Origin of the sequence: Pseudomonas bubulae, from assembly GCF_037023725.1 — a bacterium.
Lineage (GTDB): Bacteria > Pseudomonadota > Gammaproteobacteria > Pseudomonadales > Pseudomonadaceae > Aquipseudomonas > Aquipseudomonas bubulae.
Genome location: NZ_CP146077.1, coordinates 1,111,528 through 1,126,110 on the forward strand (window position 1 = coordinate 1,111,528; position 14,583 = coordinate 1,126,110).

The following is a 14,583-nucleotide window of genomic DNA, read 5'->3' on the forward strand; positions in this document are numbered from 1 at the left end:
CGGTGGTCTGCGCGCGGGTGCCCATTGGACGTAAGTCTATGGGGCAGCGTTGTGCTGCTGTTTTAAAAACATCGCACATTGGTTTCAGATATTTCTTGTGCTGGCAGGCTTGGAAATACCGGAATGTGAGCGCACATTTACACCCAGTAATGGATAACCGACTACGCTATTAGGATATTTCGCCTGCAAGTCAGCTTCCGAGAAGCCTATGACCGAACACGACATTTTGACTGACGCCGAAAGAGAGGCCTTACAAGAGGTCATGCAGACACCTGCTTCGGTCTCGTCATGTGTGTTGATTGTCGAAGATGATGTTTTGGCTCGGGAGTTGTTGGCGGAGTTTCTTGAACTCAATGCCATTGAGTGCCTCCAGGCCAGCAATGAAGAAGAAGCGCTGGCGCTATTGGCATCGGGCCAGCCGATCAACCTGATGCTCACCGATTTGCGCATGCTGCCCCACGATGGCTTGCATCTGATCCGCAAAGTGCGTGAATCCGAGCGGGCGGCCTTGCCGGTTATCATCATGTCGGGGGATGCGAATGTACGGGATGCCATCGATGCCATGCATTTGAGCGTGGTGGACTTTTTGCTCAAGCCGATTGATACCGACAGGTTGCTCAAGCTGATCCGTGAGGAGTTGGGGATGTAAGGTTGGTCTCCCACCGTGTCAAAAAAAAGCCCCGAATGATCGGGGCTTTTTTTATTGCTGCGGGTTACAGGCCGTTTCTGGCCTTGAACTCGCGCCGACGACGGTGCAGTACCGGCTCGGTGTAGCCGTTAGGCTGTTTGGTGCCTTCGATGACCAGTTCGACCGCCGCCTGGAAGGCGATATTGCTGTCGAAGTCCGGCGCCAGCGGACGGTACAGCGCGTCGTTGGCGTTCTGGCGGTCAACCACCGGTGCCATGCGCTTGAGGCTTGCCATGACCTGCTCTTCGTTGACGATGCCGTGACGCAGCCAGTTGGCGATGTGCTGGCTGGAGATACGCAGCGTGGCACGGTCTTCCATCAGGCCGATGTCGTTGATGTCCGGCACCTTGGAGCACCCCACGCCCTGGTCGATCCAGCGCACAACGTAGCCCAGGATGCCCTGGGAGTTGTTGTCCAGTTCGTTCTGGATCTGTTCCGGGGTCCACTGCGGGTTCACCGCCAGCGGGATGGTCAGGATGTCGTCCACCGAAGCCGGAGCGCGCTTGGCCAGTTCGGCCTGACGGGCGAACACGTCAACCTTGTGGTAATGCAGCGCGTGCAGGGCGGCGGCGGTCGGTGACGGCACCCAGGCAGTGTTGGCGCCGGCCAGCGGGTGAGCGATTTTCTGCTCCAGCATGGCGGCCATCAGATCGGGCATGGCCCACATGCCTTTACCGATTTGTGCACGACCTTGCAGGCCAGTGCTCAAGCCGACATCGACGTTGTTGTTTTCGTAGGCCGAAATCCACTTCTGGGCTTTCATATCGGCCTTGCGTACGACCGGGCCGGCTTCCATCGAGGTGTGAATCTCGTCGCCGGTACGGTCCAGGAAGCCGGTGTTGATAAACACCACACGCTCGCTGGCGGCCTTGATGCAGGCCTTGAGGTTGATCGTGGTACGGCGCTCTTCGTCCATGATTCCGACCTTGAGCGTGTTGCGTGGCAGCTTGAGCACGTCTTCGATGCGGCCGAACAGCTCGTTGGTGAACGCGGCTTCTTCAGCCCCGTGCATCTTCGGCTTGACGATATACACCGAGCCGGTGCGGCTGTTGCTGCGCGTGGTCTGGCCATTGAGGCTGTGGATAGCCGCCAGGCTGGTGAGCAGGCCGTCGAGGATGCCTTCGGGCACTTCGTTGCCGTCTTTGTCGAGGATCGCATCGATGGTCATCAGGTGGCCGACGTTGCGCACGAACAACAGCGAGCGGCCGTGGAGGCTGACGGTGCCGCCGTTTGGCGCGGTGTACTCGCGATCCGGGTTCATGGTGCGGGTAAAGGTCTGGCCGCCCTTGGATACTTGCTCGCTGAGGTCACCCTTCATCAGGCCGAGCCAGTTGCGGTAGATCACCACCTTGTCATCGGCATCGACCGCAGCGACCGAGTCTTCGCAGTCCATGATGGTGGTCAGGGCGGCTTCCATCAGCACGTCTTTGACGCCTGCAGCATCGGTCTGGCCGACGGGGCTGGCCGCGTCGACCTGGATTTCGAAATGCAGGCCGTTGTGCTTGAGCAGCACGGCCGTCGGCGCTGCGGCCGTGCCGTGGTAACCGATCAACTGCGCGGTGTCGCGCAGGCCGGTGCTGGCGCCGCCCTTGAGGGTGACCTGCAAGGCGCCGTCAACAATGGCGTAGCCGCTGGAATCAACGTGGGAGCCGCTGGCCAGAGGTGCAGCTTCGTCGAGGAAGGCGCGGGCGAAGGCGATGACCTTGTCGCCGCGAACCTTGTTGTAGCCTTTGCCCTTTTCGGCGCCGTCGGCTTCGCTGATGGCGTCGGTGCCGTAAAGCGCGTCGTACAGCGAGCCCCATCGGGCGTTAGAGGCGTTGAGGGCAAAGCGCGCATTCATCACCGGCACCACCAATTGCGGGCCGGCCATGCGGGCGATTTCGTCATCGACGTTTTGCGTCGTTGCCTGGAAATCCGCAGCTTCTGGCTGCAGATACCCGATATCCTGGAGGAAGGCCTTATAAGCCACGGCGTCATGGGCCTTGCCGGCCTGCGCCTGGTGCCAGGCGTCGATGCGCGCCTGCAAATCATCGCGTTTGGCGAGCAGTGCTTTGTTCTTGGGTGCCAGGTCGTTGATGACCTTGTCGGCACCGGCCCAGAACTGATCGGCGGTGAGGCCGGTACCGGGGATAGCTTCGTTGTTGACGAAGTCGAACAGGACTTTGGCGACCTGCAGGCCACCGACGTGAACGTGTTCAGTCATTGCTTGCCTCACTCATTTTTATTTAAAGCCTGGAGCGCTTCTCAAAACACCGCCAGAGCGGGTTTGTACGGGGATTGCAGACGCTTTGGCAGACCATGTTGCAAGTTATGTAGTGGTCGCCGAGGCATACTACATGATCAATTGCAGATGTGAAAATCAGACTGATCACGTCGTTCTGCGACCATTTTTACGCAAACGGTCACTCAGAAGAACGGGATGTTCTCAAGAAACAGGCAGGTTGTTCCAGATAATTCTAAAAACAGTACACAATTTGTGATTTTGAAGGCATCTGTGGAGCAGGCTTGCTCGTGATTCGGGCGACGCGGTCTGTCAGGCAAACCGTGGCGAGACCATCGCGAGCAAGCCCGCTCCCACAGGGAAGGGTGTTGCCTATACTCAATCGACCCCCTAATAAGAGAGTCCCGCCATGAATCATCTTGTTATCACTGTCTTTGCCCAGGACAAGGCCGGGCAGGTCGAGCGTATTGCCCAGTGCATCGCCGAGCATGGAGGTAACTGGCTGGAGAGTCGCATGTCGCGTATGGCCGGGCAATTTGCCGGGATCCTGCGTGTCGGCGTGCCTGCCGAAGCCCACGATGAGCTGGTCGATGCGCTGCAGCGGTTGGGCAAGGAAGGGATTCGGGTATTGATCGCCGAAAGCGGGATCGAGCAGTCCTGCACCTGGAAGCCCATCGCCATGGAGCTGGTGGGCAACGACCGCCCCGGCATTGTGCGCGATATCACCCGGGTGCTGACGGAGCAGGGGGTGAGCCTGGAGCGGCTGGTGACCGATGTGCGGCCCGCGCCCATGAGCAACGAGCCGCTGTTTCATGCCGAGGCCATTCTGGCTGTGCCCCTGACCTTGTCGCTGGATGTGCTGCAAAAGCGTCTGGAAACCCTGGCCGATGAACTGCTGGTAGACCTCAAGTTCAGCACCGAAGAGTAACTGCGCCGGTTCAGCTGCGCTGGCGCAGGCTGAACCAGGCATCGAGGCTGTACACCACCAGCCCGGCCCAGATAAACGCAAAGGCGATCAAGGTGCTTTCGGACAGGTGTTCGCCATACACCCAGACCGCCAGGATCAGCACCAGCGTCGGCGCGATGTACTGCATAAAGCCCAGGGTCGTGTAGGGCAGATGTCGTGCGGCGGCGTTGAAACTGACCAGGGGTATCAGCGTGGCCGGGCCGGCAAATACCAGCAGCCAGGCCTCTGAGGTACTCCAGAAGTCAACGTGGGCGCTGTTGGCTTCCGGATGCAGCAACAGCCAGCCGATGGCAACCGGGACCAGGATCCAGGTTTCTACCACCAGCCCCGGTAGCGCCTTGACCGGTGCTTGCTTGCGAATCAGCCCGTAAAAGCCAAACGTCAGTGCCAGCACCAGCGATACCCACGGCAGGCTGCCCACTTGCCACACTTGTTGTGCCACGCCCGCAGCTGCCAGGCCTACGGCAATCCACTGCAAGCGGCGCAGGCGTTCGCCCAGCAGCAACATGCCGAGCAATACGTTTACCAGCGGGTTGATGTAATAGCCCAGGCTGGCTTCGACCATGCGGTCGTTATTTACGGCCCACACATAGGTCAGCCAGTTGGCGGCAATCAGCAGGCCGCTGATGGTCAGCACGCCCAGGCGTTTGGGGTTGTCGCGCAGTTCCTGCCACCAGCCGGGGTGCTTCCACACCAGCAGCAGCAACGAGCCGAACAAGGCCGACCAAAGCACCCGGTTGACGATGATTTCGGCCGCCGGAACGCTGGCCAGCAGTTTGAAGTAGAGCGGGAAAATGCCCCAGATGACATAGGCCGTGAGGCCTAAAATATACCCGCGGCGCGGGTTGGCGGCTTGCATGCAGAATCCTTGCTTAGGCAACTAACAGACACGGAAGAAGTCAGGATTGTAAGCAGGTTTTGCAGGCGTGTCGTGCAGGAGATTTGCAAGGCAGACAGTTGTTTTTGCACCAGCAGCGGTCCCGGATTTTCTGTGGGAGCGGGCTTGCTCGCGATGCGGGCGCTGCGGTCTGACAGTTAAACCGCATCGAGCCAATCGCGAGCAAGCCCGCTCCTGCAAGAGCCACATACATGGCGTCAGAACAGTTTCAGCGGCTCCTCATTGAGTGCTGAAAGCTGTTCACGCAATGCCAGGATCTGGTCGCCCCAGTAGCGTTCGGTACCAAACCACGGGAAGCTGTGGGGGAAGGCCGGGTCGTCCCAGCGTCGCGCCAGCCAGGCACTGTAGTGCATCAGGCGCAAAGCGCGCAGCGGCTCGATCAACGCTAGTTCGCGGGGGTTGAAGTCATGGAATTCGCTGTAGCCGTCCATTAACTCTGACAGCTGGCCCAGGCATTCCTGGCGATCACCGGCCAGCATCATCCACAAATCCTGCACCGCAGGGCCCATGCGGCAGTCATCGAGGTCGACGATATGGAACACTTCGTCGCGGCACATCATGTTGCCGGGGTGGCAATCGCCATGCATGCGGATGTTGGTGTGCGGGGTGGCGGCGTAGACGTCTTCAACGCGCTTGAGCAGGTCGCGGGCGACGGACTCGTAGGCCGGGAGCAAGCTGCGCGGTATGAAGTTGCCTTCGAGCAGGGTGGTCAGCGAGTCGTGACCGAAGTTTTTCACGCCCAGTGCTTCGCGGTGTTCGAACGGCTTGGTTGCGCCTACGGCATGCAGGCGGCCGAGCAGTTGCCCGAGACGATACAGCTGGTCGAGGTTTCCCGGCTCTGGCGCACGGCCACCACGGCGTGGGAACAAGGTAAAGCGAAAGCCCTGGTGCTCGAACAGGCTTTGGCCGTTGTGAATCATCGGGGCCACGACCGGGACTTCGCAGTCGGCCAGTTCGAAGGTGAAGCGGTGCTCTTCGAGGATCGCTTCGTTGGTCCAGCGCTGAGGGCGATAGAACTTGGCGATCAGCGGCTGCGAGTCTTCGATGCCGACCTGATACACGCGGTTTTCGTAGCTGTTGAGCGCCAACACGCGGGCATCGCTCAGGAAACCGATGCTCTCGACGGCGTCGAGCACCAGATCAGGGGTAAGTGTTGCAAACGGATGAGACATGCTGACTCCTGCGCGCAGCAGGCTGCCGCGTCCGGCCATGCATGTTAGCGCAGACCGGGGCCCGGAAGGCGACTTAATCCGCTGTGGGAGCGGGCTTGCTCACGATGCAGGCGCTGCGGTCTGTCAGTTAAATCGCACCAACCCGATCGCGAGCAAGCCCGCTCCCACACCGAAAGGGTCAGGCGCCGACGATACCGCCGTCTTCACGGCTGATGGCCATGACCGAAGAACGCGGTTTGCCGTTGGGCAGATGCTCGGGGAAGGTGGATCCGCCGTTTTCGCCGGGGTGCTGAATACCAACGAACAGGGTTTTGTGGTCGGGCGAGAAGCTGATGCCGGTGACTTCACAGCCAATCGGCCCGACCATGAAGCGGCGGATTTCACCGCTGGCCGGGTCGGCGCAGAGCATCTGGTTATTGCCCATGCCGGCAAAGTCGCCGCTGTTGCTGGCGTCGCCGTCGGTGAGGATCCACAAGCGCCCTGCGTCGTCGAAACCCAGGCCGTCGGGGCTGTTGAACATGTTTTGCGGGGTAATGTTGGCCGAGCCACCTTTGGCCGTTTTGCCGTGCACTGCCGGGTTGCCGGCCACCACGAACAGGTCCCAGTCAAAGGTGTCCGAGCCGTGATCACCCTTATGGGCGTTCCAGCGCAGGATTTGTCCGTAGACGTTTTTCTCACGCGGGTTGGGTCCGCCAGCCGGTTGTCCATCCTCGCCACGTTTGACGTTGTTGGTCAGGGTGCAATAAACCTGGCCGTCTTTGGGGCTGACCACTATCCATTCCGGGCGGTCCATGCGTGTGGCGCCGACTGTGCTGCCTGCCAGGCGGGCATGGATCAGGGTATCGGCCTGGCTGGCGAAACCATGGTCGGCATCAATGCCGTTTTTGCCGTGACTCAGTTCAAGCCACTGGCCCTGGCCCTTGGGGCGATCAGGGTTGCTGTCGCCATTGTCAAAGCGCGCCACATAAAGCGTGCCGTGGTCGAGCAGGTCGCGATTGGCCTTGGGGTTCTGGTGGTCGATCTTGTCGCGGCTGATAAATTTGTAGATGAACTCGCCGCGTTCATCGTCGCCCATATAGACCACGGCACGACCGTCGCCGGTTTCGGCCAGGGCGGCGTTTTCGTGTTTGAAACGGCCCAGGGCGGTGCGTTTGACCGGTGTTGAAAGCGGGTCGAACGGGTCGATTTCCACTACCCAGCCGTGACGGTTGAGTTCGTTGGGGTTGAGTGCCAGGTCGAAGCGCGGGTCGTGTTGGTGCCAGTTGATATCCTTGCTGGCCGCCACGGCACCATAGCGCTTTTGCGCGGTGTCGAAGGTTTGCTTGGCATCAGAGCTGCCGAAACAATCAGTGAAGTTTTCTTCGCACGTCAGATAAGTGCCCCACGGGGTTTTGCCGTTGGCGCAGTTCTGGAACGTGCCTAGGGCACGGCTGCCGGTGGCATCGGCCCGGGTGCGCAGCAGTTCGTGGCCCGCCGCGGGACCGCTGAGGCGGATCGGCGTGTTGCCGTGGATGCGCCGGTTAAAGGGTGAGCCCTGAACAAACTGCCAGCTGTCGCCCTTGCGCTGGATTTCGATCACCGACACGCCTTCACTGGCCAGGGCCTTGCGCACTTCTTCAAGGGAAGTGGGTGAGCCACCGTGAGGGTAGAGGTAGCGGTAGTTGGTGTATTCGTTGTTGATCGCCATGAGGGCCCGGTTCGGGTCATCGGGGAAGGCGAACAGGCTCATGCCGTCATTGTTGTCGCCAAATTGCACTTCCTGCTCGCTGGCGGTGCCTTTACCGGAAGGGTCAAACGCCGGGCCTTTGGCCTGCAACGGCTGACCCCAGCTGATGAGCACCGAGGAACGGTAGCCGGGCGGCAGGCTGATGGTGTCGGTGGTGGCTGCGTTGATGCTGTCGAACCCCAGCAGGTTGCTGTTGGCGGCGCTGACCCCGGCCGCCAGGGCGCTGCGACCAAGCAGGCCGCCGCCGAGGAACATCGCCGCACCACACAAGGCGCCCGCACTGATAAAGCCCCGACGGCTCAGGCCGATGATCTGCTCAAGGTCGGTGGATTGGTTTTCTTCTAATAGGCTCATGGCTGGCTCGTCTGGCAACGGTTTTGGCAGACACCATAAGCAGCGGGTATGACAGGGATGTTTCAGTTTTTGTTTGAAAACCCCCTCTCCCATAGGGAGAGGGGACTGGTTTAGGGGGGGGTGAAGGCGCATGCGGTCAGCTCCCTCTCCCTCCTGGAGAAGGGTGGGGTGAGGGCAGCGGTTTAGAGCGCTGTGCCCAGCAACACCAGCGTCGGCGCAAACTGCACCTGTGCCGTACTGCCCACGGCCAGTCCAAGTGTTTCAAGGTGTTGCGGTTCGGTCAGCGCACACAGCGTCTGGCCGCCAGGCAGGCTGATGCGCACTTCACTGGGGCCGTCGGCGATGTGCAGGATCTGTTGGATCTGCCCGTGCAGGTGATTGTGTTCGGGGCTGGGCACTTGTGCGACGTCGATCAACTGCAGCCAGCCCGCTTTGATCAGCGCCACCGCCGGGCTATTGATCACCAGTTCCAGGTGCTGGGTGCTGTCGTGGGTGATTTGCGCCTGCAAGGTCAGGCCACCGGGCAACTCAAGGTCAATCAGATCGTTGTGACCATGCCTGTGGATGGCAATCACGGTACCGTGCAACTGGTTACGGGCGCTGGTACGCAACATCAGGCGGCCGAGCAGATCGAGATCCCGGGCGTCTTCGGCGGCGTCCAGCACCTGAGCCTGTAACGCCTGCAAGCGCTGATAAAGGCGCAGCACCCGCTCACCGGCCACGGACAACCGGGCGCCGCCTCCGCCCTTGCCGCCAATGCTGCGCTGCACCAAGGGGGTTTGCGCCAGGTTGTTCAGCTCATCGATGGCATCCCACGCAGCCTTGTAGCTGATGCCCGCACTTTTGGCGGCAGCCGTGATCGAGCCCTGCTCGGCGATGTGTTGCAACAGGGCAATACGTTGCGGGCGGTGGACAATATGCTGGGCAAGCAGGGCAGGCAGGTGCATGAAGACAGGTTCGCAAGACGGGGAGTGCCCGAAAAGTGCCTGCTCCACGGGGAGACGTCAAGCAAGCCCATCAGGTTTTGGCGTGCGCGCCAGGCAATACACATCGACCCGCCGCGCCCCACCCTTGAGCAACAGGCGCGCCAGGCTTTCTGCCGTGGCGCCGGTGGTCAGCACGTCATCGATCAGGGCCAGATGCAAGCCATTCACCTGCACCCCTGGCGCGAGGCTGAATGCGTGGCGCAGGTTGCGTTTGCGGGTTTTGGCGTCCAGATCCTGTTGCGCAGCGGTGTTCCGCGAACGCAGCAGCCAGTGCGGCTGGCAGGGGATGCACAACTGCTTGCCGAGCCAATCCCCCAGCATCCCGGCCTGGTTATAGCCACGCTCACGCAGGCGTTTGGTGGACAGGGGTACCGGCAGCAGGGCGTCAGGTCGAGGTTCACCCATGTTGAAGCTATCAAGCAGTGATTGCCCAAGAATTTCGGCCAAAAGGCGGCCGTAGGGCCATTTGCTGTGGTGCTTGAAGCGCACGATCAGGCTGTCGATCGGAAAGCCATACACCCAAGGTGCATGAACTCGTTCGAAGGCGGGTGGCTGTCTGATGCAATGGCCGCAAACCAGTCCCGCCATGGGCAGCGGCAAAGCGCAGCGCTGGCAGCGGTCACCCAGCCAGGGCAGTTCCAGTTCGCAGGCGACGCACAGGGCCTGCTCTGTACGGGCGCGCTCGTCACACAACAAACATGACTGGTTGTTTATTAACCAATTGTAAACCAATCGAATCCATAGTGGTTGACAGTTCATGTCACATCCTTAAACATGCCGATATCCGTGCCGTGCCTGGGTTTTTTGCCTCGGGTTCTAGTCAAAGCATAAACAAGAGAAACGCCGATGAGCGCCAGCAGCCTTGCCAACTTGCGACATGATTGGTCATTAGCCGAAGTCCGGGCGATGTTCACCCAGCCTTTCAACGACCTGCTTTTCGAGGCGCAGACCGTTCACCGCAAGCATTTCAATGCCAACCGGGTTCAAGTTTCGACGCTGTTATCGATCAAGACCGGGGCCTGCCCGGAAGATTGCAAATATTGTCCGCAGTCGGGCCACTACAACACCGGCCTGGCCAAAGAGAAGCTGATGCAGGTGCAGAAGGTGCTTGAAGAAGCACAGCGGGCCAAGGACATCGGTGCCACCCGTTTTTGCATGGGCGCAGCCTGGAAGCACCCTTCGGCCAAAGACATGCCCTACGTGCTGGAAATGGTCAAAGGGGTGAAGGCCATGGGCCTGGAAACCTGCATGACCCTGGGCAAGCTTGATCAGGAGCAGACCGCTGCACTGGCCCATGCCGGTCTCGACTACTACAACCACAACCTCGACACCTCGCCCGAGTTCTACACCAGCATCATCACCACGCGGACCTACAGCGAACGCCTGCAAACCCTGAGTTACGTGCGCGACAGCGGGATGAAAATCTGCTCCGGTGGCATCCTGGGCATGGGCGAGTCGCTGGACGACCGCGCCAACCTGCTGATCCAGCTGGCCAATCTGCCTGAGCACCCGGAATCGGTGCCCATCAACATGCTGGTGAAAGTGGCCGGCACGCCGATGGAGAACGCCGAAGACATCGACCCCTTTGATTTCATCCGCATGCTGGCAGTAGCGCGAATCATGATGCCTCTGAGCCATGTACGCCTGTCCGCAGGTCGTGAGGCAATGAACGAGCAAATGCAGGCGCTGGCGTTCTTTGCCGGGGCCAACTCTATCTTTTACGGCGACAAACTGCTGACCACGGCCAACCCGCAGGCAGACAAGGACATGCGGCTGTTCAGCCGTTTGGGCATTCTGCCGGAGGAGGGTAAAGATCACGCTGACGAGGTGCATCAGGCGGCGATAGAGCACGCGCTTAGGGATCAGAAGTCCAGCGAGCAGTTCTATAACGCTGTGGTTTAACCACCGTGCAGGCCTGTAGTCGTTGCCGCAGGCTGCGATAAGGTCCGCAGGACCTTCGCTTTCAATACCGAAGCCGGGGCCGCTTCGCTGCCCATCGCAGCCTGCGCCAGCGGCTACAAGGGATTATAGTCAGCATGTCATTCGATCTACGCTCCCGGCTGGCCGCACGCCGCGCCGATAACCTGTATCGCCAGCGCCCGCTGCTAGAAAGCCCGCAAGGGCCGCAGGTGGTGGTCGATGGCAAGCCTCTGCTCGCCTTCTGCAATAACGACTACCTGGGCCTGGCCAGTCACCCGCAAGTGATTGAAGCCTGGCAAGCGGGAGCATCGCGCTGGGGCGTAGGCGGCGGTGCGTCGCATCTGGTCATCGGTCACAGCACCCCGCACCACGCACTGGAGGAGGCCCTGGCCGAGTTCACCGGTCGCCCGCGTGCGCTGCTGTTCAGTAACGGATACATGGCCAACATGGGAGCCGTCACCGCGTTGGTCGGGCAAGGCGATACGGTGCTGGAAGACCGCCTCAACCATGCCTCCCTGCTGGATGCCGGTTTGTTGAGCGGGGCGCGCTTCAACCGCTACCTGCATAACGATGCAAGTAGCCTTGCCAAGCGTCTGGAAAAAGCCAGCGGCAGTACGCTGGTGGTCACCGATGGCGTATTCAGCATGGACGGCGATCTGGCCGACCTCCCCGCTCTGGCCCGTGAAACCAGGGCCAAGGGTGCCTGGTTGATGGTAGACGATGCCCACGGTTTTGGTCCGTTGGGCGCCAATGGCGGCGGGATTGCCGAACATTTTGGCCTGAGTGCTGACGATGTGCCGGTACTGGTCGGAACGCTGGGCAAGGCATTTGGCACCAGCGGTGCATTTGTCGCGGGCAGCGAAGAACTGATCGAAAGCCTGATCCAGTTCGCCCGACCTTACATCTACACCACCAGCCAGCCTCCGGCGCTGGCCTGTGCGACGCTCAAAAGCCTTGAGCTGCTGCGCACCGAGCATTGGCGCCGTGAGCATCTGAACAAGTTGATTGCTCAGTTTCGCCTTGGTGCCGGGCAAATTGGCCTGCAGTTGATGGACAGCTTTACGCCGATCCAGCCGATCATGATCGGTGACAGTGGCCAAGCCATTCGCCTGTCGCAGAGGCTGCGCGAACGCGGCTTGCTGGTGACTGCAATTCGCCCGCCCACTGTCCCCGCAGGCAGCGCCCGTTTGCGCGTGACACTGTCGGCCGCCCACACAGAAGCACAGGTACAGCTATTGTTAACGGCACTCGACGACTGTTGGCGTACGTTGGAGCCTGCTCATGCGTGATCGTTTGATTCTGCTGCCGGGCTGGGGCCTGGGGGTTTCACCTCTGGAGCCTCTGGCCGAGGCCTTGCGCGGGCTGGACGAGCACTTGCGGGTCGAAATCGAACCGCTACCGGTGCTGCTGTCCACCGCTCTTGACGACTGGCTCGATGAACTCGACGCGACCCTGCCCGACAACGTCTGGCTGGGTGGATGGTCGCTGGGCGGGATGCTTGCCAGCGAGCTGGCTGCGCGTCGCGGCGATCGCTGCTGCGGGCTGGTTACCTTGGCCAGCAACCCGAGCTTTGTCAGTCGCGCGGATTGGCCAGGCGCCATGCCTGTCTCCACGTTCGAGCCGTTCCTGAGCGGTTTTGGTGATGCGCCGAATACCACGCTCAAACGTTTTTGCCTGCTCTGCAGCCAGGGCTCGGATGAGCCGCGGGCGCTTGCCAGCCTGCTGCTGGCCGGCGCACCCAATGCTCAGCCCGATGCCTTGTCGGCCGGCCTTGAATTGCTCGGCAGGCTGGATACGCGGGCAGCCTTGCAGCGTTTCAACGGGCCGCAATTGCACCTGTTTGCGGGGCTTGATGCCCTGGTTCCGGAGCAGGCGGCAAGTGATGTGCTGGCGCTGTTACCCGATGTCGAAGTGGGTCTGATTGAACAGGCCTGTCATGCATTTTTACTGGAAGCCCCGCACGAACTGGCGGCGGCGATTCAGGCTTTTTTACACGAGTCGGGCGATGAATGATTTGAGTATTGCGATGCTTGCGGCCAGCTTGCCGAACAAGCGTCAAGTGGCTGTCTCGTTTTCCCGTGCGGCCGCCAGTTACGACAGCGTCGCCCAATTGCAGCGTGACGTTGGCCATGAGCTGATGGCCCGTTTACCGCAGGATTTGAGCCCGCAGCGCTGGCTGGATCTGGGCAGTGGCACAGGTTATTTCAGCCGCGTGCTGGGTCAGCGCTTTACCCATAGTCAGGGGGTGGCACTGGATATCGCCCAAGGCATGCTGGCGTATGCCCGGCCTTTGGGCGGGGCACAGCATTTTATCGCTGGCGATGCCGAAAGCCTGCCGCTGCAAGCAAACAGTTGTGATCTGATTTTCTCCAGCCTGGCGCTGCAATGGTGTGCTGATTTTCGCGCGGTGCTGAATGAGGCGCAGCGTGTGCTCAAACCTGGTGGGGTCCTGGCCTTCACCAGTTTGTGCGTGGGCACCTTGAATGAGCTGCGTGATAGCTGGCGGGCAGTCGACGGCCAGGCTCACGTCAATCGTTTTCGTGAGTTCACGGCCTATCAGCAGCTTTGCGCCGACAGCGGTCTGCAGGTGCTCGGCTTGCAGAATCAGCCGCATGTGCTGCACTACCCGCAAGTACGCCAGCTGACCCATGAGCTTAAAGCGCTCGGTGCACATAATCTCAACCCGGGACGTCCTGAGGGGCTGACCGGCAGGGCGCGGGTTCAGGGGCTGGTTGGCGCCTACGAGCAGTTTCGTCAGCCGCTGGGGTTACCGGCGACTTATCAGGTGGTCTACGGCATTCTGGAGAAAGCGCGATGAGCCCAGCGTACTTCATCACCGGTACGGACACAGATGTAGGCAAAACCACGGTGGCGGCAGGTTTTCTGTATGCCGCGCGCACGGCCGGGCTGAGTACGGCCGCGGGCAAGCCGGTTGCCTCGGGTTGTGAAGTCACTCCTCAGGGATTGCGCAATGCTGACGCACTGGCATTGATGGCCGAGAGCTCGATCAAGTTGAGTTATGACGAGGTCAACCCGGTGGCGTTCGAGCCGGCCATCGCCCCGCATATCGCAGCGCGTGAAGCCGGGGTGGTACTGACGGTGCGCTCGCTGCTGGAGCCGATGCAGCACATTCTGGGTCAAAAGGCCGACTTCACCCTGATTGAAGGCGCCGGCGGCTGGCGCGTGCCGTTATCCGGTCAGGACAGTTTGTCGGAGTTGGCACAGGCGCTGGACCTGCCGGTAATCCTGGTGGTGGGCGTGCGTCTGGGCTGTATCAGCCATGCACTGTTGACCGCCGAGGCGATTGCCCGTGATGGCCTGCAGCTGGCTGGCTGGGTCGCCAATATCATTGGCCCGAAAACCTCACGCCTGGAAGAAAACCTCGCCACCCTGGCGGAGCGATTGCCCGCGCCTTGCCTTGGGCGTGTGCCTAAACTCAAATCAGCGTCGGCGCAGTCCGTGGCTGAATACCTGCAACTGGATTTGCTGGACTGATACACCGCTTGAATCTGTGGGAGCGGGCTTGCTCGCGATGGCCTCGCCTCGGTCTGCCTGACTGTCCGAACCGGCTGTATCGCGAGCAAGCCCACCCCAAAAATATCCCCTCCCTTGATCAGACAAATCCGACCCAAGACGAACGGCGGCTTCGCG

Annotated in this window: 13 protein-coding genes; 7 read left to right on the forward strand and 6 right to left on the reverse strand. The window is 60.8% G+C overall.

Features of this window, described 5'->3' with window-relative positions; genetic code table 11:
• Positions 1-208 precede the first annotated feature (208 nt).
• The gene (locus V6L81_RS05150) at positions 209-649 is read left to right on the forward strand and encodes a response regulator (protein WP_094999901.1); all 441 of its coding nucleotides are present in this window, start codon (positions 209-211) and stop codon (positions 647-649) included.
• Positions 650-713: 64 nt separating this feature from the next.
• On the opposite strand, the gene V6L81_RS05155 is transcribed toward V6L81_RS05150, so the two are convergent.
• A complete protein-coding gene (locus V6L81_RS05155) occupies positions 714-2,891 on the reverse strand; it encodes a malate synthase G (RefSeq protein WP_094999902.1) in 2,178 nt (725 codons plus the stop codon).
• 427 nt (positions 2,892-3,318) lie between these two features.
• On the opposite strand from V6L81_RS05155, the gene V6L81_RS05160 reads away from it, so the two are divergent.
• A complete protein-coding gene (locus V6L81_RS05160) occupies positions 3,319-3,837 on the forward strand; it encodes a glycine cleavage system protein R (protein ID WP_016782481.1) in 519 nt (172 codons plus the stop codon).
• Positions 3,838-3,847: 10 nt separating this feature from the next.
• Here the strand turns inward: V6L81_RS05160 and rarD are convergent, their stop codons facing one another.
• The 5 genes from rarD to V6L81_RS05185 form a co-directional block, all read right to left on the reverse strand.
• Complete coding sequence (gene rarD / locus V6L81_RS05165; protein ID WP_094999903.1) at positions 3,848-4,735, reverse strand: EamA family transporter RarD; 888 nt, start codon at positions 4,733-4,735, stop codon at positions 3,848-3,850.
• A 236-nt stretch (positions 4,736-4,971) separates the two neighbouring features.
• Complete coding sequence (locus V6L81_RS05170; RefSeq protein WP_094999904.1) at positions 4,972-5,946, reverse strand: serine/threonine protein kinase; 975 nt, start codon at positions 5,944-5,946, stop codon at positions 4,972-4,974.
• Positions 5,947-6,124: 178 nt separating this feature from the next.
• The gene (locus V6L81_RS05175; protein WP_094999905.1) at positions 6,125-8,026 is read right to left on the reverse strand and encodes a PhoX family phosphatase; all 1,902 of its coding nucleotides are present in this window, start codon (positions 8,024-8,026) and stop codon (positions 6,125-6,127) included.
• A gap of 182 nt (positions 8,027-8,208) precedes the next feature.
• Entirely contained in the window at positions 8,209-8,973 is a 765-nt protein-coding gene (locus V6L81_RS05180; protein WP_095019484.1) for a TOBE domain-containing protein, read from the reverse strand.
• 57 nt (positions 8,974-9,030) lie between these two features.
• Complete coding sequence (locus V6L81_RS05185; RefSeq protein ID WP_130872142.1) at positions 9,031-9,771, reverse strand: ComF family protein; 741 nt, start codon at positions 9,769-9,771, stop codon at positions 9,031-9,033.
• An 87-nt stretch (positions 9,772-9,858) separates the two neighbouring features.
• On the opposite strand from V6L81_RS05185, the gene bioB reads away from it, so the two are divergent.
• The 5 genes from bioB (at position 9,859) to bioD (ending at position 14,427) form a co-directional block, all read left to right on the forward strand.
• A complete protein-coding gene (bioB, locus tag V6L81_RS05190) occupies positions 9,859-10,914 on the forward strand; it encodes a biotin synthase BioB (protein WP_094999908.1) in 1,056 nt (351 codons plus the stop codon).
• Between the two features lie 134 nt (positions 10,915-11,048).
• Positions 11,049-12,221, forward strand: coding sequence for an 8-amino-7-oxononanoate synthase (bioF, locus tag V6L81_RS05195; protein ID WP_338660520.1), 1,173 nt, complete (start codon positions 11,049-11,051; stop codon positions 12,219-12,221).
• Positions 12,214-12,945, forward strand: a complete 732-nt coding sequence (locus V6L81_RS05200) for an alpha/beta fold hydrolase (protein WP_094999910.1) — start codon at positions 12,214-12,216, stop codon at positions 12,943-12,945. The genes bioF and V6L81_RS05200 overlap by 8 nt, the downstream gene beginning before the upstream one ends.
• Positions 12,938-13,750, forward strand: coding sequence for a malonyl-ACP O-methyltransferase BioC (gene bioC, locus V6L81_RS05205; RefSeq protein WP_095019487.1), 813 nt, complete (start codon positions 12,938-12,940; stop codon positions 13,748-13,750). The genes V6L81_RS05200 and bioC overlap by 8 nt, the downstream gene beginning before the upstream one ends.
• Positions 13,747-14,427 carry a dethiobiotin synthase gene (bioD, locus tag V6L81_RS05210; protein WP_094999912.1) on the forward strand — a complete coding sequence of 227 codons (681 nt, stop codon included), beginning with the start codon at positions 13,747-13,749 and terminating at the stop codon, positions 14,425-14,427. Before bioC ends, bioD begins: the two co-directional genes overlap by 4 nt.
• Positions 14,428-14,583 lie beyond the last annotated feature (156 nt).

What these genes read in the sequence shown, in the direction of transcription:
- V6L81_RS05155 (WP_094999902.1), bottom strand. Translation starts at nt 2,891, where the DNA reads ATGACTGAACACGTTCACGTCGGTGGCCTGCAGGTCGCCAAAGTCCTG.
- bioB (WP_094999908.1), top strand. Translation starts at nt 9,859, where the DNA reads ATGAGCGCCAGCAGCCTTGCCAACTTGCGACATGATTGGTCATTAGCC.
- V6L81_RS05185 (WP_130872142.1), bottom strand. Translation starts at nt 9,771, where the DNA reads ATGAACTGTCAACCACTATGGATTCGATTGGTTTACAATTGGTTAATA.
- V6L81_RS05160 (WP_016782481.1), top strand. Translation starts at nt 3,319, where the DNA reads ATGAATCATCTTGTTATCACTGTCTTTGCCCAGGACAAGGCCGGGCAG.
- V6L81_RS05175 (WP_094999905.1), bottom strand. Translation starts at nt 8,026, where the DNA reads ATGAGCCTATTAGAAGAAAACCAATCCACCGACCTTGAGCAGATCATC.
- V6L81_RS05180 (WP_095019484.1), bottom strand. Translation starts at nt 8,973, where the DNA reads ATGCACCTGCCTGCCCTGCTTGCCCAGCATATTGTCCACCGCCCGCAA.
- V6L81_RS05170 (WP_094999904.1), bottom strand. Translation starts at nt 5,946, where the DNA reads ATGTCTCATCCGTTTGCAACACTTACCCCTGATCTGGTGCTCGACGCC.
- V6L81_RS05150 (WP_094999901.1), top strand. Translation starts at nt 209, where the DNA reads ATGACCGAACACGACATTTTGACTGACGCCGAAAGAGAGGCCTTACAA.
- bioD (WP_094999912.1), top strand. Translation starts at nt 13,747, where the DNA reads ATGAGCCCAGCGTACTTCATCACCGGTACGGACACAGATGTAGGCAAA.
- rarD (WP_094999903.1), bottom strand. Translation starts at nt 4,735, where the DNA reads ATGCAAGCCGCCAACCCGCGCCGCGGGTATATTTTAGGCCTCACGGCC.
- bioC (WP_095019487.1), top strand. Translation starts at nt 12,938, where the DNA reads ATGAATGATTTGAGTATTGCGATGCTTGCGGCCAGCTTGCCGAACAAG.
- bioF (WP_338660520.1), top strand. Translation starts at nt 11,049, where the DNA reads ATGTCATTCGATCTACGCTCCCGGCTGGCCGCACGCCGCGCCGATAAC.
- V6L81_RS05200 (WP_094999910.1), top strand. Translation starts at nt 12,214, where the DNA reads ATGCGTGATCGTTTGATTCTGCTGCCGGGCTGGGGCCTGGGGGTTTCA.